Source organism: Stenotrophomonas sp. HMSC10F07, from assembly GCF_001807895.1.
Lineage (GTDB): Bacteria > Pseudomonadota > Gammaproteobacteria > Xanthomonadales > Xanthomonadaceae > Stenotrophomonas > Stenotrophomonas sepilia.
The window spans coordinates 16908-37716 of record NZ_KV791448.1 but is presented as its reverse complement, the minus strand read 5'-3'; the positions used below and the strand labels follow the sequence as shown (position 1 = coordinate 37716).

Genomic DNA, 20809 nt, shown 5'->3' with positions numbered 1-20809 from the left:
GCAGCCGGCCAACGGCCGGCTCTACAGCATCGTCTGCGCGAGGCAGTCGATCTTATTTCACCAGCTTGGCGATGGCGGCGCCCAGGTCGCCCGGCGAGCGGACGGTGACCACGCCAGCGGCTTCCATCGCGGCGAACTTGCCTTCCGCGGTGCCCTTGCCGCCCGAGGCGATCGCGCCCGCGTGGCCCATGCGCTTGCCGGCCGGAGCCGACGCACCGGCGATGAAACCGACGACCGGCTTCTTCACGTGGTTCTTGATGTACTCGGCGCCGGCTTCTTCAGCGTCACCGCCGATCTCGCCGACCATGATGATGCCTTCGGTCTGCGGGTCTTCGTTGAACAGCTTCAGGCAGTCGACGAAGTTCAGGCCGTTGATCGGGTCACCGCCGATGCCGATGCAGGTGGACTGGCCCAGGCCGACTTCGGTGGTCTGCTTGACCGCTTCATAGGTCAGGGTGCCCGAACGCGACACGATGCCGATCTTGCCCGGCTTGTGGATGTGGCCCGGCATGATGCCGATCTTGCACTCGCCCGGCGTGATGACGCCCGGGCAGTTCGGCCCGATCAGCACGGTGTCCGGGTAGGAACGGGTCAGCACGTTCTTCACGCGCAGCATGTCCAGCACCGGGATGCCTTCGGTGATGCAGACGATGACCTTGATGCCGGCAGCCGCAGCTTCCAGGATCGCGTCGGCCGCGAACGGCGGCGGCACGTAGATGACCGAAGCGTTGGCGCCGGTGCTCTGCACGGCGTCGGCAACGGTGTTGAAGACCGGCAGGTCGATGTGGGTGGTGCCACCCTTGCCCGGGGTCACGCCGCCAACAACCTGGGTGCCGTACTCGATCATCTGAGTGGCGTGGAAGGTGCCCTGCTGGCCGGTGAAGCCCTGCACGATCACCTTGGTGTTCTTGTTAATCAAAACAGACATGGGAATTTCCTTCGGTGTCGTGGATCAGGCGGCGTTCTTGACCGCTTCAACGACCTTCTTGGCGCCGTCGTTGATGTTGTCAGCCGGGATGATGGCCATGCCGCTGTCACGCAGCAGCTGCTTGCCCTCTTCCACGTTGGTGCCTTCCAGGCGCACCACGACCGGAACCTTGACGCCCACTTCCTTCACGGCGGCGATGATGCCTTCGGCAATCATGTCGCAGCGGACGATGCCGCCGAAGATGTTGACGAAGATGCCTTCAACCTTGTCCGAGGACAGGATCAGCTTGAACGCTTCGATGACGCGCTGCTTGTTCGCACCGCCGCCCACGTCCAGGAAGTTCGCCGGCTCGCCGCCGTTGAGCTTGATGACGTCCATGGTGGCCATGGCCAGGCCGGCACCGTTCACCATGCAGCCGATGTTGCCGTCCATGGTGACGTAGTTGATGTCCAGCTCCGAAGCGGTCACTTCGGTTTCATCTTCCTGGGACTTGTCGCGCATCGCGACCAGTTCCTTGTGGCGGAAGTTGGCGTTGTCGTCGCTGTTGAACTTGCCGTCCAGCGCGTACAGGTTGCCATCGTCCAGGATCGCCAGCGGGTTGATCTCAACCAGCGCCAGGTCCTTCTCGTTGAAGATGCGGTACAGGTTCACCATGATGTTGGCGAACTGGCCGGCCTGCTTGGCGGTCAGGCCCATCTTGAAGCCGATGTCACGGCCGTGGTAACCCTGCACGCCCTCGACGAAGTCCACGTTCAGGGTGTGGATCTTGTCCGGGGTCTCGGCAGCGACCTGCTCGATTTCCATGCCGCCTTCGGAAGAGGCGATGTAGCTGATGGTGCGGGTGCCGCGATCCACCAGGACCGACAGGTACAGCTCCTTGACGATCTCACCGGCGGTGGTCACCAGCACCAGGTTGATCGGCAGCTCGACGCCGGCGGTCTGGTAGGTGGCCATCTTGGTGCCGAGCATCTTGGCCGCTGCGGCCTTCACGTCGTCGACGGTCTTGCAGAACTTGACGCCGCCAGCCTTGCCGCGGCCGCCAGCGTGGATCTGCGCCTTGACCATCCAGGGGCCCTGGCCCAGCGACTGGGCGACTTCAACCGCCTCGTCCGGGGTCGCTGCGACCTTGCCGGCCGGGACCGGGATGCCGTATTCGGCAAGCAGTTGTTTTGCCTGGTATTCGTGGAAATTCATGCGTCACCGTGGGAATAGGAACGACCGCACGCAATTCCTCAGGGCCCCCTGGAAGAGGCACCGGCACGGACCGCGGCGGGCCCTCTATTGTGGCCGAGCCGGCGCCGGGGCGCAAAGAAGTCTGTACAAAACGCCAGACCCGGCCAGATTTCCGCCGTCATTCAGGCAGTTGCGCCCGGGGGCCGGCTGGCCAGCGGTATCCACCCCAGGCCAAATGCGCGATCCGGGCCGCAGCGGCGGGCCCCTGCCGGGGGCCCTATACTGGTCAGCCAGGGTGTGTAGCGTCGGGGGTGCTCGACGGTTTTCCACCGCAGGCCACATCGAAGCGACGTACCGCCCGGCCTCAGGGGACGCCGGGCAGGCCCGCCGCAGATTCCAGACCCAGGCAGCCAGAAGGGGAGTTCCGGCGTGTCACCCAGTGCTTCATTGATCGACCGCATCGAATCGATTCCGCGGCGTGAGCTGTATTTCTTCGCGCTGTACCGGGTGCTGATCGCTTCGGTCATCGCCGCCCTGCTCTACAGCCCGCTGTCGGCCATGGTCGGCGAAGCCCACCACCCGCGGCTGGCCGACACCGTCGCCGCCATCTACCTGGGGCTGTCGCTGTTGGCGCTGGTGATCGGCCGCAACGAACGCTGGCTGCGCCCGATCGTGGTCAGCGGCGTGCTGGTGGACATCGTCGCCGCCACCCTGTTGTCGCATGCCCTGCCCGGTGCCAGCGCCGGCATCTCGATGTCGCTGCTGTTCAACATCGCCGCTGCCGCCACCCTGCTGCCGCTCAGCCTGGGGCTGGGCCTGGCACTGGCCGCCAGCCTCGCCACCGGCGTGGAATACACCTGGAAGCTGCTGGAAGGCGGCGACCCCACCCGTACCCTGGCCGAACTGGCCATGTTCGCCACCAGCTACCTGGCGCTGGCCTTCATCAGTTACCAGGTCGGCAGCCGCGCGCGCCGCAACCAGCAGCTGGCCAACCAGCGCGGCGACGAAGTGGCCAACCTGTTCCAGATCAACGAGCTGATCATCCGCCGCATGCGCACCGGCGTGCTGGTTGTCGACGCCGACAACCGTGTCACCCTGGCCAACGAGGCCGCCTCGATGCTGCTCGGTGACAGCGACGGCAGCGGCGAAAGCGGCCGCCTGGACCTGGCCAGCGCCGCCCCGGAACTGGCCCGTCGCCTGCAGCGCTGGCGCAACGGCTGGGCGCAGGACGAACTGCCGCTGCAGCTCAACCCCGACCAGCCCGAAGTGCAGCCCCGCTTTGCGCGCCTGCTGGCCGGCAGCGAGCTGGCCCTGGTATTCCTGGACGACTCCAGCGTGGTCTCGCGCCGTGCCGAGTCGCTCACCCTGTCAGCAATGGGACGCTTCTCGGCCAGCCTCGCCCACGAGATCCGCAACCCGCTGGCCGCGATCAACTACGCGGTGCAGCTGCTGGAGGAAGGCACCGGCTTCAACGAAAGCGACCGCCGCCTGCTGCAGATCATCCGCCAGCAGTGCCAGCGCACCAACGGCATCGTCGAAAGCGTGCTGGGCCTGGCCCGGCGCGAGCGCGCCACGCCCGAAAACGTCGACCTGGCCGCCTTCGTGCGCCGCTTCGTGCTGGAGTACAAGCAGGGTCAGACGCTGGAGACCGACAGCATCGAGCCGATCATCAACGACACCTCGGTACTGGCCCAGGTCGACAGCAAGCACCTCTACCAGGTGCTGACCGTGCTGGTGCACAACGCGCTCAAGTATGGCCGCATCGGCCAGCAGCCGGCGCGGGTGCGCCTGCGCGTGGCGCAGCACGAGCGCAGTGCGGTCATCGACGTGATGGATCGTGGCCCCGGTATTCCCGAGAGCGTGGCCGCGCAGTTGTTCCGGCCGTTCTTCACCACGTCCGAGCATGGCACCGGGCTGGGCCTGTATATCGCCCGCGAGCTGTGCCGAGCCAACCAGGCGCGGCTGGACTACATCCCGGTTCCCGCTGGAGGCTCCTGCTTCCGCCTGGTGCTGCCCGGCCCGCATACGCTGTTGCCCACCTGATCTCGATTCTGTGCGTCAAACATTTGTCGCTTCCAGCCCCCTCGTTTATCTTTCACGCCCATGAACGAAACCCGCAGCGCCCTCGTCGTCGACGACGAACGCGACATCCGCGAACTGCTGGTACTGACGCTCGGCCGCATGGGGCTGCGCATCAGTACCGCAGCCAACCTTGCCGAAGCGCGCGAACTGCTGGCCAGCAATCCGTACGACCTGTGCATCACCGACATGCGCCTGCCGGACGGCAACGGTATCGAGCTGGTCAGCGAGATCGCCCAGCACTACCCGCGCACGCCGGTGGCGATGATCACTGCCTTTGGCAGCATGGACCTGGCGGTGGAAGCGCTGAAGGCCGGCGCCTTCGATTTCGTCAGCAAGCCGGTGGACATCGCCGTGTTGCGTGGCCTGGTCAAGCACGCGCTGGAACTCAACAACACCGAGCGCCCCGTGCCCGGCCCTGCCGCCGAACAGGGCGCACGCCTGCTTGGCGACTCGCCGGCCATGGACCTGCTGCGTACCACCATCGGCAAGGTCGCGCGCAGCCAGGCGCCGGTCTACATCCTCGGTGAATCCGGCGTGGGCAAGGAGCTGGTCGCACGCACCATCCATGCCCAGGGTGCCCGCGCGGCCGGCCCGTTCGTGCCGGTCAACTGCGGCGCCATTCCCGGCGAGCTGATGGAGAGCGAATTCTTCGGCCACCGCAAGGGCAGCTTCAGCGGCGCCCACGCCGACAAGCCCGGGCTGTTCCAGGCCGCGCATGGCGGCACCCTGTTCCTGGACGAAGTGGCCGAGCTGCCACTGCAGATGCAGGTGAAGCTGCTGCGCGCGATCCAGGAAAAGTCGGTGCGTGCGGTCGGCGCCGCCAACGAGGAGCCGGTGGACGTGCGCATCCTCTCGGCCACCCACAAGGACCTGGCCGAGCTGGTCGAGGACGGCCGTTTCCGCCACGACCTCTACTACCGCATCAACGTAATTGAGCTGAGGGTGCCGCCGCTGCGCGAGCGTCGCCAGGACCTGCCGGAACTGGCCGCGTCGGTGCTGGCACGGCTGGCCCGCAGCCATGGCCGCCCGACGCCGTTGCTGGCGCCATCGGCACTGGAAGCACTGGCCCAGTACGCCTTCCCCGGCAACGTGCGTGAACTGGAGAACATCCTGGAGCGTGCACTGGCACTGGCCGAAGAAGACCGCATCGGCGCCGACGACCTGCGCCTGCCGCAACATGCCCCGCGCACGCCCGGCAGCGCAGCACATGCCGAAGCCGTGGCTGACCTGCAGCCCGGCAACGCCGCCCTGCCCTCGTACATCGAACAGCTCGAGCGCAGCGCCATCCAGCGCGCGCTGGAAGAAAACCGCTGGAACAAGACCCGCACCGCCGCGCAGCTGGGCATCACCTTCCGCGCGCTGCGCTACAAGCTGAAGAAGTTGGGCATGGAGTAAGGACAGGGCCCGACGCGGGCCCACCAACCTGGTAGTGCCGGCCGCTGGCCGGCAAACTCATGCATCGCGACATCCACGCATGGCGTGGATCTACTGTAGAGCCGAGCCCATGCTCGGCTGCTCTCCGGGCTACCTCAATCCTTGGTAACGCGGTTGATCTCGGCCAGGCTGGTGATGCCCGCAGCGGCCTTTTTCAACGCCGACTGGCGCAGATCGTTCACCCCGATCTGCTGCGCGGCCTCGGCAATCTGCAACGCATTGCCACCGGCCAGCACGATCGTGGCGATCTCGTCGGTCATCGGCATCACCTGGTAGATACCCGTACGGCCCTTGTAGCCCTCGGTGCACTCGTCACAGCCGACCGCTTCGTACAGTTCGATACCCGCGTCCAGCTGCGCCTGGGTGAAGCCTTCGGCCAGCAGCGCATGCTCGGGCAGGTTGGCCGGGCGCTTGCAGTTGTTGCACAGCCGGCGCGCCAGGCGCTGGGCGATCACCAGCGTCACCGAGCTGGTGATGTTGTACGGCGCGATGCCCATGTTCATCAGGCGCGCGATGGTCTGCGGCGCATCGTTGGTGTGCAGCGTGGACAGCACCATGTGGCCGGTCTGCGCCGCCTTGATCGCGATCTCGGCCGTTTCCAGGTCGCGGATTTCGCCGACCATGATGATGTCCGGATCCTGTCGCAGGAACGAGCGCAGTGCCGCGGCAAAGGTCATGCCGCGCTTGTTGTTCTGCTGCACCTGGTTGACACCGGGCAGGCGGATTTCCACCGGGTCTTCGGCGGTGGAGATGTTGCGCGTCTCGTCGTTGAGGATGCCCAGCGCGGTGTACAGCGACACGGTCTTACCCGAACCGGTCGGGCCGGTCACCAGCACCATGCCGTACGGCTTGTGGATGGCTTCCAGGAACAGTTTCTGCTGGTCCGGCTCGTAACCCAGCTTGTCGATGCCCAGCTTGGCCGCACTGCCGTCCAGGATACGCAGCACCACCTTCTCGCCGAACAGGGTCGGCAGGGTGCTCACGCGGAAGTCGATCTGCTTGGTCTTGGACAGGTTGAGCTTGATGCGGCCGTCCTGCGGCACGCGCTTCTCGGCGATGTCCAGCTGCGCCATCACCTTCAGGCGTGCGGCGATACGCTGGTTCAGCTTCACCGGCGCGCGCGCGACCATCTTCAGCAGGCCATCGATGCGCAGGCGCACGCGGTAGTCGTCTTCATAGGGCTCGAAGTGGATGTCCGAGGCGCCCTTGCGGATCGCGTCCACCAGCACCTTGTTGACGAACTTCACCACCGGGGTGTCATCACCCTTGGCATCGATGCCGGAGTCGCCGCCCCCGGAAATGTCCTCGTCACCGCCGGACACATCCAGGTTGCCAATGCCATCGTCGTCACCGCCCAGCGCGTCGCCCAGCGTGTCATGGCTGGCATGCCACTGCTCGAGCGTGCGGCGGATCTGGTCCTCATCCACCAGGATCGGCTCCACCACCAGATTGGTGTGGAACTTGATCTCGTCCAGCGAATGGGTCGGGTTGCTGGTGCCCACGAACAGCTTGCCGCCGCGCTTGAACAGTGGCAGCACGTTGTGCTTGCGCAGCAGCTCCTCGCTGACCAGGCTCATCGCGTTCTGGCTGGCGTCGAACGTGGACACGTCGAACAGCGGCATGCCGAACTCGACCGCATTGGCGGCCGCCAACTGTGCGGCACCGACCACCTTGTTCTGCGCGAACCAGGTCGGCAGCGGCTGGCGGGCCGCAGCGGCCTTGGCCATCGCGTCGCGGGCGGAAGCCTCGTCCAGCGCACCATCCTGGACCAGGCGACGGGCCAGGCCGGTGATGCCGACGAGATTGGCGGTGGTTACGGCGTTCATATGAATCCTTGGCTCATCATGGGTCAGGCAGTGCGGCGCGCCTTCCAGGGGCACCGCACAGGGCAGCAGAACCTGCCGCGACCCGCTGGCCGACGACGACGCCAATCCTTCAGCATGACTGCCTCGCCCGGCACTCCCAGCCCGGCAGGCACGATCCTGACTCCCCCCGGGATGATAGCCCCGTCAACGGTCCGCCAACATCCCTTCTGGTCACATGTTCCACATCGCCTTCATCTGCAGCGGCTCCTCAGACTACTTCAGGTTGGAGGAGATCTGACCCATGCCTTTCCCTCCGCTCCTTCCCCGCCCCATTCAGGCACCGCAGCGGAGTACCATTGCACCGGGGAAAATGGGGACACACTTTGAATCAGCTCAGCATCATCCTGCCGGCCAAGAATGAAGCCGAAGGCCTTCTTCGCACGCTGCCGGAACTTCGTTTGCAGTACCCACTTGCAGAGATCATCGTAGTCGATGACGGCTCCACCGACGCCACCGCAACAATTGCGCGGGAACAAGGTGTTCGGGTGCTTTCCAGCCCCTATTCGATGGGCAACGGTGCCTCGATCAAACGTGGCGCGCGTGCAGCCAGCGGAGACATTCTGGTATTCATGGACGCCGACGGGCAGCATGATCCAGCCCACATCCGGGCATTGCTGGATAAGCTGTCCGAAGGCTACGACATGGTCGTCGGCGCTCGCGACAGCAGCGGCCAAGCCAACGTTCACCGCGGCCTTGCCAATCGATTCTACAACTGGCTGGCCAGCCATATGACCGGCTTCAAAGTAATGGACCTGACTTCGGGCTTCCGTGCAGTACGCGCGCGACGCTTCCGCGAGTTCCTGCATTTGCTGCCTAACGGATTTAGCTACCCAACGACCAGCACCATGGCATTCTTCCGAAGCGCCTACCCTGTTGCCTATGTCCCCATTCCTGTCGCGAAGCGTGTGGGGAACGGTAGCCACATTCGTCCGATCAAGGATGGAATCCGCTTCCTGCTGATCATCTTCAAGATTGCCACCTTGTACTCTCCCCTGAAGCTGTTCGCACCCGTGGCGCTGGCCTTCTTCCTTCTGGGCTTGGGTTACTACGGGTATACATTCGCGACCATGCATCGCTTCACCAATATGAGCACACTGCTGTTCAGCGCATCGGTGATCATCTTCCTTATCGGTTTGGTATCGGAGCAGATCACCGGCCTTACCTACCTTGCATCGCGGAAGGACTCAACCGAGTGACTGAGGGAGGCATGCAGACCGCCTCTCTTCCGGGGCTGCTGGTCGTGGCGTCCACCTATCCGCGGTGGGAAGGAGACACCGAGCCTGGGTTCGTGCACGCCCTCAGCCGGCATCTGACCGGTGATTTCCGGGTCACTGTGCTATGTCCTCACGCTCCTGGCGCCGCCACCCAAGAGAAACTGGACGGTGTACAGGTCATTCGCTATCGCTACGCGCCGGAAGGCATGGAGCAACTTGTCAATGGTGGTGGCATCACCTCCAACTTGCGCCGCCGCCCTTGGATGCTTGCACTGTTGCCCACGTTCCTGCTGTGTCAGTGGTGGGCATTGCAACGCGAGCTGCGGCGAAATCGTCACGAAGTGCTGCATGCACACTGGATCATTCCGCAGGGACTCACAAGCGCGCTGCTGCCAAGACGCCTCCGCCCCCCGATGCTGATTACATCTCATGGCGGAGATCTCTTCTCTCTGAAGGGACGGCTTCTCTCGGCCGTGAAACGATTCTCCCTAGCTCGCGCACAAGCGGCCAGCGTCGTCAGTCAGGCGATGGTGGCACCCTTTCGCGCATTAGCGGCGAACCTTCCCTTGGCGGTTTCGCCAATGGGCGTGGACCTTCAACACCGCTTTGTCCCCTCCCCAGTGAAGCGGGCACGTAACGAACTGCTGTTCGTCGGACGACTGGTCGAGAAGAAGGGATTGACGTACCTGATTGATGCTTTGCCACTCGTTCTGGCTCGTCATTCCCAGGTTTTCCTCACCATCATCGGACACGGGCCGGAACTACCAGAACGGGAAGCTCAGGTGGCAGCATTAGGTCTGCAAAAGCACGTCCGTTTCGTCGGTCCGGTGACACAGAACGCGCTTCCCGCCTACTACCAACGTGCGACTACGCTCGTCGCTCCCTTCGTCGAGGCCCGCAACGGAGATCAGGAAGGGCTTGGATTGGTTACTGTGGAAGCTCTCGGTTGCGGCTGCCCGGTCGTGACCACGGACGTGCCGGCAGTACGTGATGCATTTCCAGCAGGCCCACCTCGCTATCTGGCCACGCAACGATCCTCAGCTTCGCTTGCAAGCGTACTCATCGAACTGCTGAGTGCACCGGAACAGGCGCAAGCGTGGGCGCACGCACAACGACCTGAGCTGGTAGCTCGCTTCGACCATTCGCAAGTCGCCGCAGACTATGCGAAGCAACTACGCGCCATCATGGAGCCCCAGAATGTCCGCTAGGCTACCGCGCCTTGGCAACCTTGCTAGGACCTCGATCCTGGTGATGTTCTGGCAGGGCATGCGGATGGCGTGCTTGGCTGCATGGATCATCCTCGGCGCTCGCGTTTTGGGGGCAACCAACTACGGCCTGTTCTCCGGCACGGTTGGCACTGCCTCCGCTCTCGCCGGTTTGGTTGGGCTCGGCGGCGGCATGCTGATGTATCAGTACAGCATTGCCGACCACACGCAGTTTCCCCGCTACTGGAAGCAGAGCCTTCTACTCTGCGCCGTGAGCGCAGCCCCGCTTTCCCTGACATTCTCGCTATTGGCCGCAGGCCTAATGCCGTGGCCCGCACTCAGCCTTGTCGCGATTTCGGAAATCATTGCATTCCCTATCGTCACCAATGCCGCATTTGCCTTCTCAGCCAATGATCGCCTGGGCTGGGCGGCTGGCCTTCCCGCATTGAACGCAGCCATGAGGCTTGCGGCGATCTGCATCTTCGGTCTTCTACCGGTCGACCACGATCTGACGGTCTATCTGATGCTGCATTTGACCTCTTCGGCATGCAGCGCGGCGCTGGCCCTAGTACTGGTACGGAGAATATTGCGCCCCGGCCCAGCGAAAATGCAGATCGGAAGCAGTGATCTGGCGCATGGCACGGGACACGCCGCCGCATGGAGTTCCGCCGTCGCCGTTACCACCGTGGACAAATCGTTCGTCCTGCACGCAGGTGGAAGCGAGATAGCCGGTTTGTACGCTGCGTGCTATCGCATCGCGGCGGTGATTGCCATGCCACTGGATGCAATGGTCATGTCCGCGATGCCGCGCCTGTTCCGGGCGCAACGAGTATCCCCCCAGTATCGGCACCTGATAGTTGCGATGATCCTGGCCGCGACAGGGTATGGAATGTTGGGGAGCCTCGTGCTGTGGTGTGCCGCCGGCGTCTTGCCTTCGCTGCTCGGCATGGAGTTCGCTGCCGCAATTCCGGGCCTACGATGGATGGGCCTGTTCATTATTGGTTACAGCCTGCGCCAGATCGCCTGTCATATCCTGATTGGACGCGGCATGAAAATGTACCGGTTCGTCATCGAGACTCTCGGGCTGATAATAATGGCTTTGATCGCTGCAGCCTGGATTCCTGCACACGGCCTGTTGGGAGCGGTCTGGATGATCATCCTCGCCGAAACACTGATGGCGGCGGCCGCATGGTTGACGGTAATTTTCAGTTCTGGCCCTGAAGTCGCTCACTTGCCGAGTTGAATATCTCCAGATACGCCGCACAGGCTACGTCGATGGAGAACGCTTTGCTCCGTTCGCGGAGAGTTTCAACCGCCACCCGCCGCTTTCCATCCAGCACATTCCGCATGGCATGAGCCAATGCACGGGCGTCCCCCACTGGCACCAATTGACCAAACTGGCCGCCTCCCAGGACTTCCGAAGGGCCGTGCGGGCAATCGGTAGCAATCACCTGCACTCCGCAGCTCATGGCCTCGACCAGGACATTGCCAAACCCTTCGTAGTCTGATGGCAGCACCAGCGCTGTGCTTCGGGCCATCCAGGGAAGCGCATCCTCCACCTGCCCCGGCAGCGCGCAGTCACCCTGAATGCTGCTCCCCTCAATCCACTGGGCCACGCGCGCACCTTCTGGCCCTTGCCCCAATATGAGCAAACGAGCCAGATGCGTGGCTCGCACTAGCTGGAATGCCTCCCAAAGAAGATCGAGGCGTTTCTCCGATGAAAGGCGCCCTGCATAGATAAAAACTGGCACATCATCATCCGGGAAGGGCCACGCCTGCGATATGAGATTTTCCTGCATCTCATCCATACGAACCAACGGATTGTGGATCACTCGTATGCTGGAATAAGGAAGGTTCAGCTCAGACGCCATATCTGCTGCCAACGCGGCAGAAACAGCAACCAGCCCTTGGGATCGCGTCAGCGTGACCCGCATCGCCCAGCGAATCAACTCCAGTTTGGCTCTGACGAACCCACGAGCCCGCCGTCTTGGCCCTGACAGTGAAAGATGCTGAGCCACAACGACTGCCGTCGAGGGATAAAGAATGCGGCGCCAGAAGGTGATCCATACCGCAATGTCGTTGGAGGTGGTGACCACGACGTGTGGTCGCTCTCGCCGGATGCGCCAAGGCAATCCAAGGAGCATCTGCCAGGCCCCGCGCGGAGCGATGAAGGTTACTTCACCGTTGTCACCCGGCCCATTCAGATCACGCCCAGCAATGATGCTCACCGAGCACGTTCTCTCCTTGAAGCCACGGGCGAGGTTCAACTGCACACGCTCCAGTCCCCCGGCTTCCCAGCGACTGGCCAGTAGCCAGATCATGCAACCTCCAAGGCTCGAACCGGCCCTGCGAAGCAGATCACATCCTGATAGTCCCGCAGATCCTGAACATCGATTCGAACCAGCCGCCGCCTCGTCTCCAGGCGATAGAAGCGGTAGCCCAATGGTGATAACAGCTCCAGAATCTGCCGACTATGGTACCCAGCCGCCAGGCTGGAGCGCTCCTGTACTTCCACTGCAATTACCGGCAGGAAGCGTCGTAGCGTTTCGATGCCACCTTCCAGGCAGGGCAACTCACCGCCTTCAATGTCGACTTTCAAAAAATCCAACCGCGACAGGCCAATACGCCGTGCGAGTTCGTCCAACGTTGTGATGTCGACCACTCCAATGCGATTGTCGACGCCCTCGGTTCCATGCAGGCTTCCCAGTCCCTGATGAACTTCATTCACATCATGCTGCCCGCAGGACGCATAGATCGCCTGCCGGCCAATTTTTCCCGCCAAGCCCTGCTGATGGACATGCACTACCCCCTGTAGCCCATTGCGCCTTATATTCAATCGCAATTCGTCAGCAATCCCGGCTATCGGCTCCAGTGCGACGACATGGCCCCCACTGCCCACTCGATTCGCGCAGACCAGACTAATCTCCCCGATATTGGCTCCCACATCGACCACGGTCATGCCCTGCTCGAGTAGATGGTCGAGGAGGGAGACGAGGCGAAGGTTGTAGTAGCCCATCCAAAACATGCGACGCTGCATATGTTCGGCCAGATCGAGGGTCATCATGAACCGGCCATCGAAGTCGCATATGGTCTGCCGCCCCTGGGCGTGACGGAACAGGCGGCGCAGCATGCTCTGCACCCAGCCCGGCCGCTCCCCAAGGCGCAGATGATTACCCACCTGTCTTAGCGCTGTTGCAACTCCCATGCCCCACCCCGTAGGTGACTTTCCACCTTCAACTAGCCCATGATGATGCACTACCCATCTGATTTTCCATACAGGTCCGTCCATGCATGTCCTCATGCTCTGCAAACGGCAGTACACCGGACGCGACCTTATCGACGACCGCTACGGTCGACTCTGGGAGATCCCGGAAGCACTTGCACGCCGTGGGCATGCCATCAGCGGAATCGCACTGAGCTATCGGCATCGAGATTCCGGGAATTTCCTGTCTGCGGCAGGGGTTCAATGGCGTTCCATCAACGCTCTTTCACTCGAGACCATCCAGTTAGAACGTGCAATCAGGCGACTTCACCAGCAGCACCCTATCGATGTCCTCCTGACAAGCTCTGATGCGCCATGCACCGTGCTCGGTGCAAGCTTGGCGAAGCACATCCATACTCCTCACGTTGCAGATCTCTACGACAATTACGAATCTTTCGGACTCAGCCGGATCCCAGGCATGCGCGCCGCGTTCCGTCGCGCATGTGCGGGCTCAAAGGCAATCAGCGCAGTAACACATGCCCTGGCTGATCACGTGAAATCCACCCTTTCAACACCTGTTCCATTACATGTCATTGGCAACGGGGTCCGCCGGGATCTGTTTCATCCGATCGACAAACGTGTCAGCAGGGAGATGCTTGGTCTTCCCGTGAAGGCTCGCCTGATTGGCTGTGCCGGCGCCCTCGATCAAAGCAGGGGGATTGAAGATCTATTCCGAGCATTCCAGGCACTTTCAGAGCGCCACCCCGACATCCACCTCGTCATTGCCGGCCCCAGGGATGCCACCCTTCGCCGCTACCCACATCCCAGGATCATCGATTTCGGCGTCATCGGCTGGAAGCAGGTCCCGTTACTAATCAATTCACTCGATGTATCAGTAGTCTGCAATCGCAATTCAGGGTTTGGGCGATTCTGCTACCCATTGAAGCTAGCGGAATCGATTGCCTGTGATGTGCCGATCGTCGCCTCAGACGTTGGTGACACACGACGGATCGGCGGGGGCGCAATACGCGCATACGCCCCCGGCGACATCAATGATCTCGTAGAATCCATCGATCTTCAGCTTCAGATGCCGCTTTCCAATACCGCCCTGAGGGCCTTCGACTGGGAAGAGCGAGCCATTCAGATGGAAGCGCTTCTTCTAGAGGCGACACGCTCAAATCACCCCTGAACTCTCGTTCAAGCCCCGGGACCGGACTGTCGTCTAGCGACAGGATGTGGGCACATACCGGGCGTCCAACCCTCCACAAGACCAGTTCACCGCCCCGTTGGTATCGCTCGCGGTAAGAACTAGTGTCTGTCCGGCGACCTTCGCGCTGGCCGAAGAAGCAAAGGCAACCGAGATCGATCCGGTACCGTCAACGGTCACCGATCGGACGAATTTTCCGGATACCGACCCTGGAGCAGCCATGCCCGCGGCGCGATTGTCGGCAGGAAACTGCCCATGGTCGGAGTAGTAGGTGGCTATTGCCTCCTTGGCCCCGGTCGACAACGAGAGCCCCTCAGCTACCTGTCCTCGAGCAACATAGTCCTGGTAGGCCGGCAGCGCAATTGCCGCCAGAATGGCGATGATAGCGACCACGATCATGAGTTCGATCAAGGAAAATCCACGCTGATTCATGTACTACTCCCCTGTTGTTTGTTGGCTCGCCACCAGCCAATGCTCCAGGCCCTCAATGTCCCGGTCATATGCATGGCGATGATTGACGGCTCGCAGGATCCCCAATCCTTGCCTAGCCTCACTGACCTGAAGCAAGTTCGATGCCAACCCCATCCTCAACAGCCACAGCCGACATCCCAGGTCTTTCGGTGAGATTTGCACGGCCTCACGAATGAGCCTCATCGCTAGATCCGGGTCCCTCATTACGTTGAAGGCGTAGTTCGAGAACACCACCCGGACCCTCGACGAGCGGGGATTCTCTGCAGTTGCGGTCGACAACAGAGCAAACAGCACCTGCTCTTCAGCTGGCCTGCACCCCCCCTCAACCCGGCATGCAACGATCGCTTCAAGCGCCCCGACTTCCTGTGGTCCCAATGACCGCCTGGATATCTTCCGCTCAAGTGCCGCCCATACCTCCGGGAGCTGCGCCCGCCCTTGATTCGACTTGAGAATGATCAGTGCCTGCTCGGGAAGTGGCGAACTGCCGGGCAATGAGGCCGCATGTGTGAACTCCTTCTCAGCCAGGGCCCAGGCCGGGGAAGCAGGATCGGCAGGGGCCGATGCCAGCAGTGCTCGTCCAAGTTCATAACCGGCCCGCGAAGAATCAGGATTACGGTTGGACAACGTGAGAGCAAGGCGCATCGGATCTGCCCACGTCTGCACCTGGATCCACCCCATGGCCGCAACAAAAAGTAGCAGGACTCCCCCTACCGTACGGCGTGCCTCAACGGTCCACCTTTGCATCAGCGCCCCCAGTGGTTGCACCAGAGCAAGAGCGACACCCGCGATTGCTAGGTAATTCCGATGTTCGAAAGCCAACTCCAGCGGCACAACATTACTGGTCAACAAATGGCTGGCAAAGAACCATCCGATGCCAAGTGCCGTAAGGGGCCAGCGCTTGCGCAGCCCCCAGGCCGCGGTCGTCACCGCGACCAGCGCCAGCATCGGGACTATGAAAGTAGTTGAACGCCAGGATGGCGGGACCTGCGCATTGTCGTAATAGAACTTCAACGACTCAGGCCAGGGAAGCATGATCTGCTGAAGGTAGTTCAACAAAATCGCCGGCTGCGAATACAACCGGCCTGCCAAGCTGAAATCACGTGCGGAGTAGCGCTCCGGCACCAGGGCGCCAGGCAGAATCACTGCAAAGTACAACAGCGCCGCCCCTGTGGCCCCAAAAGCATACAGAACGGACAGTGCACGGGCGCGCGTTCCATCCGGATTCCGGAATTTGAGGAGAAACACCTCAATCAGCAGTGTGTAAACCGGGATCAGTATCGCGGTCTCTTTGAAGGCAAGGCCAATCCCGGCTCCGACTACAGCACCGCACCACCAGAACAACGCTGCCCGGGAACACGGAACGCTGCTGCGCGCCTTGAGATAACAGAGAAGTGCGATCAGGGCACCCGTCGCTCCTCCCATCTCCATGCGTTGCACAACGTAAAGAACGGTAGACACCTGCAATGGATGAACCATCCATGCGGTGGCGACCATGAAGGCCGTCAAGCGCACCTGTGACGACGACATGCTGAGCACTCGCCCGATCAGCCCGGACGCCAGAGCAAATACCAGCACTGAATTCAGGAGGTGCAGAGCCAAGCCCGTCACCTTCATCGGCCAAGGCGCCAAGCCGGTAAAGTAGTAGTTGAGGCCGAAACTGAGCAGCGCCAATGGGCGGCCCACGTCGCCCGTGACCCCGTTACCCATGACCTGCGCGATGGAAGTAAAGTCCATCGAGGTCAAGCGCCAATCCGGATCGTCCACCAGATTGGGAAAGTCATCAAAGATGAACCCCCCATTCAAGCCATTCCAATAGACGCCCACACCCAGCAGCGCCAGCAGGACGAGACCCACCAGAGGCAGCAGTCGCTGAGCAGGCACACTTCGCATCGAATAGAACTCCCCTTGCCCCAAAAAAGAAAGGGCCGCAGAGCGGCCCTTTCCCGATACCGCTATGCCGTCTGCGCGATTAGCGGCAGGACGACGGACGGTACTTGGCGTCGATGGTACCGGAGCTCTTGCAATCCCAGGTGATCGAGCCGCCCGCATCAGCCGGAGTCAGCACGAAGGTCTTGCCTGCAACCTTGGAGCTAACCGAACCCGAGCCCTTCATCATTGCGGTAATTGCACCACCGGTGCCAACAGTCACGCTGGTCACGTACTTGCCGCTGATCGACGAGGCGCCAGCCAGGCCAGCCAAGGCATTGGTGGTCGGGAAGGCGCCCTTGTCGGCGTAGTACTCGGTAACAGCGGTCTTGGCGCCCGAGCTCAGGGTCATCGCTTCGGAAACCTGCGAGCGTGCCACATAGTCCTGGTAAGCCGGCAGCGCAATGGCAGCCAGGATGGCGATGATCGCAACAACGATCATCAGTTCGATAAGGGTGAAGCCCTTCTGGTTCTTCATTTGGTACATCCCCAAGATAAGTGGTGGTTGATTTCAGAAGTCAGGATCGGTCTGACCAGTGGCCAGCTGAGCGGGTCCTGCCCCCTGCGGGTGGATCAACGCAGGTTGCGTGCCAACCCCGGCACGCCTCCCCCTGGATTTCCCCGCACCCATGATGGCAGCTATTTCACGGATGGGAACCCCCCGGGTGCGAATCTGCGATGGACGCGGCAATGTGACGCAGTACGTCACCTTTGGTCGGCACCCGGCACGAATTCGCATCATGAGCCCCTTGGCAACTGCCCATACGGGCATGAACCCGCTACCATCGACGACTAGACGCCCGCCTGGGGATGGCGGGTCTTGGGGAGCCGATATGTCTGTCAGTCGCAGTGCGATCAAGAAGGAGCCCGTGGCGCGCAGCACCACGGACCTGCAGCCGTTTGTCTGGGTGGGGACCGACAAGCGGGGTGTAAAGATGAAAGGGGAGCAGGCCGCGAAAAACGCGAACCTGCTGCGGGCCGAGCTGCGCCGCCAAGGCATCACCCCGGGCATGGTTAAGCCAAAGCCCAAGCCACTGTTCGGAGCAGCCGGCAGCAAGGTTTCGCCGAAGGACATTGCTTTCTTCAGCCGTCAGATGGCGACGATGATGAAGTCCGGTGTGCCGATCGTCTCAGCGCTGGACATCATCGCCAGCGGGCACAAGAACCCACGCATGAAGAAGATGGTGGACGGCATCCGCACCGATATCGAAGGCGGATCGTCCCTTCATGAGGCGATCAGCAAGTATCCGGTGCAGTTCGACGAGCTCTATCGCAACCTGGTGCGTGCGGGTGAAGGCGCCGGTGTATTGGAGACGGTGCTTGATACCGTGGCCAACTACAAAGAGAACATCGAAGCCCTGAAGGGCAAGATCAAAAAGGCTCTGTTTTACCCTGCAATGGTCATTGCGGTGGCGCTCTTGGTCAGCTCGATCCTGCTGATCTGGGTGGTTCCACAGTTTGAAGACGTTTTCAGGGGATTTGGTGCCGATCTGCCTGCCTTTACTCAGATGATCGTAGCCGCATCCCGGTTCATGGTCTCTTGGTGGTGGCTGATCGCGATCGTCGTCATCGGCAGCATCGTCGGCTTCACCATGGCCTATAAGCGCTCGCCAAAGATGCAACACGGGATGGATCGCTTGATCCTGAAGGTGCCAGTCATTGGCCAGATCATGCATAACAGCTCGATCGCCCGCTTTGCCCGCACGACCGCTGTGACTTTCAAGGCCGGCGTGCCGCTGGTAGAGGCTTTGGGCATTGTTGCAGGCGCTACCGGCAATACGGTTTACGAGCATGCCGTATTGCGCATGCGCGATGACGTCTCGGTCGGTTATCCGGTCAACATGGCCATGAAGCAGACCGCCCTGTTCCCGCACATGGTCATCCAGATGACCGGCATCGGCGAAGAGGCCGGCGCCCTGGACGCCATGCTGTTCAAGGTGGCCGAGTACTATGAGCTGGAGGTCAACAATGCCGTTGACGCCCTGAGCAGCCTGCTCGAGCCGATGATCATGGTGTTCATTGGTATCATCGTCGGTGGCCTGGTCATTGGCATGTACCTACCCATCTTCAAATTGGCATCGGTGGTCTGACACATACATGGCATTTCTCGACCAGCATCCCGGCCTCGGCTACCCCGCCGCGGCCGCCCTGGGGCTGCTGCTGGGCAGTTTCCTCAACGTCGTCATCCTGCGCCTGCCCAAGCGGCTGGAGTGGCAGTGGAAGCGCGATGCGCGCGAGGTCCTGGAAGAACCGGACTTCTACGAGCCCCCACCACCGGGGATCGTGGTCGAGCCCTCGCACTGCCCGCACTGCAAGCACAAGCTGAGCTGGTACGAGAACATCCCGCTGTTCAGCTGGCTCATCCAGGGCGGCAAGTGCCGCCACTGCAAGGCGCCGATCTCGCTGCAGTATCCGCTGGTCGAGGCCCTGACCTCGGTGCTGGTGCTGGCCTGCGTCTGGCAGTTCGGCTTCGGCTGGCAGGGCTTTGGCGCCATCGTGCTGACCTGCTTCCTGATCGCTTTGTCCGGCATCGACCTGCGCACCCAGCTGCTGCCCGACCAGTTGACCCTACCCCTGATGTGGCTGGGCCTGATAGGCAACATCGACAACCTGTACATGCCGGCCAAGCCTGCATTGGTCGGCGCGGCGGTGGGCTATCTGTCGCTGTGGATGGTCTGGTGGCTGTTCAAGCAGCTGACCGGCAAGGAAGGCATGGGCCACGGCGATTTCAAGCTGCTGGCCGCCCTCGGCGCCTGGTGCGGGCTGAAGGGCATCCTGCCGATCATCCTGCTGTCGTCGGTGCTGGGCGCCATCATCGGCTCGATCTGGCTGTACACCCGCGGCCGTGACCGCGCCACGCCGATTCCGTTCGGCCCCTACCTGGCCATCGCGGGCTGGCTGTACTTCATGTGGGGCGCGCCCGTGGTCGAGCAGTACCTGGTGCTGAGCGGACTGCGCTGAGGGGAATCCCCATGAGCCGGTATGTGGTGGGCCTGACCGGCGGCATTGCCGCCGGCAAGAGCGAGGTGACCCGGCGCTTCGAGGCGCTGGGCATCGTGGTGGCCGACGCCGATCTGGCCGCCCGCGCGGTGGTTGCTGCCGGCAGCCCTGCCCTGGGCCGCATCGCCGAGCGCTTCGGCGCCGACATGCTGCAGGCAGACGGCGGCCTGGATCGGGCACGCCTGCGGGCCCACGTGTTCGCCGATCCGGCCGAACGGGCCGCACTGGAAGCGATCACCCATCCGGCCATCCGCCTTCTGATGCAACAGCAGTGCGAGCAGGCCACCAGCCCCTATGCGATTGCCGCCATTCCGCTGCTGACCGAGGTCGGCGGGCGGACCGCCTACCCGTGGCTGGACCGGGTGCTGCTGGTGGATGCGCCCGAAGCCGTGCAGCACGCCCGGCTGATGCAGCGCGACGGCATCGACGCCGCACTGGCCGACAAGATGATCGCCGCCCAGGCCAGCCGCACGCAGCGGTTGGCACTGGCCGATGATGTGGTGGTCAACGATGGCCACCCGGAGGACCTGCAGGCGCAGGTAGAAGCGCTGCATGCGCGGTATCTGGGGTTGGCTGGAGGTTGAGGCCTGGTTGCCGGCCAGCGGCCGGCACTACCAAAGCAAATCCACGCATGGCGTGGATCTACTGGACGGTTTGGTTGCCGGCCAGCGGCCGGCACTACCGAAGCGAATCCACGCATTGCGTGGACCTACTCCAGCTGCAGGCGGGCATAGCGGGCCAGTTCTCGTGCGCCAAGCAGCAATCCATCTACGACATCCGGGCTGAGCTGCTGGTGGGCACCGCCCTGTTCGCGGGCCGCCTCGGCGGCGTGCAGCACCTGCATGAGTGCATTCAAGCCGGCCAGGGTGCGACTGAGGCCGGCCATGGTGGCCGCCTGTGCCGGGCTCAGTCCCTCCGCTTCCAGCCGTCGGCCGTCGGCTGCATCGCGCCCGTCCATGCGGGCCAGCAGCGCGGGCAGCAGATCCCTGGGATCATCGAGCAGGGTTTCGATGCGCTCGGCGACGTCGGCGGGCAGCAGGTCAGCGGCTTCGCCGATCAGGGCGTGCAGTTGGGGGAACAAGGGGCGTGCGGACATGATGAA

18 protein-coding genes are annotated in these 20809 nt (G+C 62.5%); 9 read left to right on the top strand and 9 right to left on the bottom strand.

All coding sequences use genetic code 11. The features are described from left to right. Positions 1–52: 52 nt before the first annotated feature. A complete protein-coding gene (sucD, locus tag HMPREF3114_RS18875) occupies positions 53–928 on the bottom strand; it encodes a succinate--CoA ligase subunit alpha (RefSeq protein WP_005418610.1) in 876 nt (291 codons plus the stop codon). 24 nt (positions 929–952) lie between these two features. Then, positions 953–2122, bottom strand: coding sequence for an ADP-forming succinate--CoA ligase subunit beta (gene sucC / locus HMPREF3114_RS18870; protein ID WP_005418614.1), 1170 nt, complete (start codon positions 2120–2122; stop codon positions 953–955). Positions 2123–2530: 408 nt separating this feature from the next. Between sucC and HMPREF3114_RS18865 the strand changes: the two genes are divergently transcribed. Both HMPREF3114_RS18865 and HMPREF3114_RS18860 read left to right on the top strand, forming a co-directional pair. Continuing rightward, the gene (locus HMPREF3114_RS18865) at positions 2531–4144 is read left to right on the top strand and encodes a sensor histidine kinase (RefSeq protein ID WP_053499189.1); all 1614 of its coding nucleotides are present in this window, start codon (positions 2531–2533) and stop codon (positions 4142–4144) included. A gap of 60 nt (positions 4145–4204) precedes the next feature. Beyond that, complete coding sequence (locus tag HMPREF3114_RS18860) at positions 4205–5578, top strand: sigma-54-dependent transcriptional regulator (RefSeq protein ID WP_053499190.1); 1374 nt, start codon at positions 4205–4207, stop codon at positions 5576–5578. A 134-nt stretch (positions 5579–5712) separates the two neighbouring features. Here HMPREF3114_RS18860 and pilB read toward each other — a convergent pair whose 3' ends face one another. Then, complete coding sequence (gene pilB, locus HMPREF3114_RS18855) at positions 5713–7443, bottom strand: type IV-A pilus assembly ATPase PilB (protein WP_070490405.1); 1731 nt, start codon at positions 7441–7443, stop codon at positions 5713–5715. A 362-nt stretch (positions 7444–7805) separates the two neighbouring features. Here pilB and HMPREF3114_RS18850 point away from each other — a divergent pair, with 362 nt between their 5' ends. Genes HMPREF3114_RS18850 through HMPREF3114_RS18840 form a run of 3 tightly spaced genes read left to right on the top strand, consistent with a single transcriptional unit; the run spans position 7806 to position 11144 of the window. Continuing rightward, positions 7806–8678 carry a glycosyltransferase family 2 protein gene (locus HMPREF3114_RS18850; protein WP_032955905.1) on the top strand — a complete coding sequence of 291 codons (873 nt, stop codon included), beginning with the start codon at positions 7806–7808 and terminating at the stop codon, positions 8676–8678. An 11-nt stretch (positions 8679–8689) separates the two neighbouring features. Then, entirely contained in the window at positions 8690–9904 is a 1215-nt protein-coding gene (locus tag HMPREF3114_RS20775) for a glycosyltransferase family 4 protein (protein ID WP_219634362.1), read from the top strand. 43 nt (positions 9905–9947) lie between these two features. Next, positions 9948–11144 carry a lipopolysaccharide biosynthesis protein gene (locus tag HMPREF3114_RS18840; protein WP_235643011.1) on the top strand — a complete coding sequence of 399 codons (1197 nt, stop codon included), beginning with the start codon at positions 9948–9950 and terminating at the stop codon, positions 11142–11144. Here HMPREF3114_RS18840 and HMPREF3114_RS20770 read toward each other — a convergent pair. Both HMPREF3114_RS20770 and HMPREF3114_RS18830 read right to left on the bottom strand, forming a co-directional pair. Further along, a complete protein-coding gene (locus HMPREF3114_RS20770) occupies positions 11107–12222 on the bottom strand; it encodes a glycosyltransferase (RefSeq protein WP_083297625.1) in 1116 nt (371 codons plus the stop codon). The genes HMPREF3114_RS18840 and HMPREF3114_RS20770 overlap by 38 nt on opposite strands. Next, positions 12219–13031 (bottom strand): FkbM family methyltransferase, encoded by an 813-nt coding sequence (locus tag HMPREF3114_RS18830; protein WP_164093147.1) that lies wholly within the window; start codon positions 13029–13031, stop codon positions 12219–12221. The genes HMPREF3114_RS20770 and HMPREF3114_RS18830 overlap by 4 nt, the downstream gene beginning before the upstream one ends. A 157-nt stretch (positions 13032–13188) precedes the next feature. On the opposite strand from HMPREF3114_RS18830, the gene HMPREF3114_RS20765 reads away from it, so the two are divergent. Beyond that, positions 13189–14292, top strand: a complete 1104-nt coding sequence (locus HMPREF3114_RS20765) for a glycosyltransferase family 4 protein (protein ID WP_083297623.1) — start codon at positions 13189–13191, stop codon at positions 14290–14292. Positions 14293–14325: 33 nt separating this feature from the next. On the opposite strand, the gene HMPREF3114_RS18825 is transcribed toward HMPREF3114_RS20765, so the two are convergent. The 3 genes from HMPREF3114_RS18825 to HMPREF3114_RS18815 all read right to left on the bottom strand — a co-directional run bounded on the left by HMPREF3114_RS18825 (position 14326) and on the right by HMPREF3114_RS18815 (position 17185). Next, the gene (locus tag HMPREF3114_RS18825) at positions 14326–14742 is read right to left on the bottom strand and encodes a pilin (protein WP_070490395.1); all 417 of its coding nucleotides are present in this window, start codon (positions 14740–14742) and stop codon (positions 14326–14328) included. A gap of 3 nt (positions 14743–14745) precedes the next feature. Continuing rightward, entirely contained in the window at positions 14746–16635 is a 1890-nt protein-coding gene (locus tag HMPREF3114_RS18820) for a hypothetical protein (RefSeq protein WP_070490393.1), read from the bottom strand. Positions 16636–16750: 115 nt separating this feature from the next. After that, positions 16751–17185 (bottom strand): pilin, encoded by a 435-nt coding sequence (locus tag HMPREF3114_RS18815; RefSeq protein ID WP_070490391.1) that lies wholly within the window; start codon positions 17183–17185, stop codon positions 16751–16753. Positions 17186–17540: 355 nt separating this feature from the next. Between HMPREF3114_RS18815 and HMPREF3114_RS18810 the strand changes: the two genes are divergently transcribed. The 3 genes from HMPREF3114_RS18810 to coaE are packed head-to-tail and all read left to right on the top strand — an operon-like array spanning position 17541 to position 20291. Beyond that, a complete protein-coding gene (locus HMPREF3114_RS18810; RefSeq protein WP_070490390.1) occupies positions 17541–18797 on the top strand; it encodes a type II secretion system F family protein in 1257 nt (418 codons plus the stop codon). A 7-nt stretch (positions 18798–18804) separates the two neighbouring features. Continuing rightward, positions 18805–19668 (top strand): prepilin peptidase, encoded by an 864-nt coding sequence (locus HMPREF3114_RS18805; RefSeq protein WP_065185263.1) that lies wholly within the window; start codon positions 18805–18807, stop codon positions 19666–19668. 11 nt (positions 19669–19679) lie between these two features. Further along, positions 19680–20291, top strand: a complete 612-nt coding sequence (gene coaE / locus HMPREF3114_RS18800; RefSeq protein WP_053499203.1) for a dephospho-CoA kinase — start codon at positions 19680–19682, stop codon at positions 20289–20291. Positions 20292–20416: 125 nt separating this feature from the next. Here coaE and HMPREF3114_RS18795 read toward each other — a convergent pair whose 3' ends face one another. Then, positions 20417–20803: a hypothetical protein gene (locus HMPREF3114_RS18795; RefSeq protein ID WP_053499205.1), complete on the bottom strand. Its 387-nt coding sequence runs from the start codon at positions 20801–20803 to the stop codon at positions 20417–20419. Between the last annotated feature and the right edge of the window lie 6 nt (positions 20804–20809).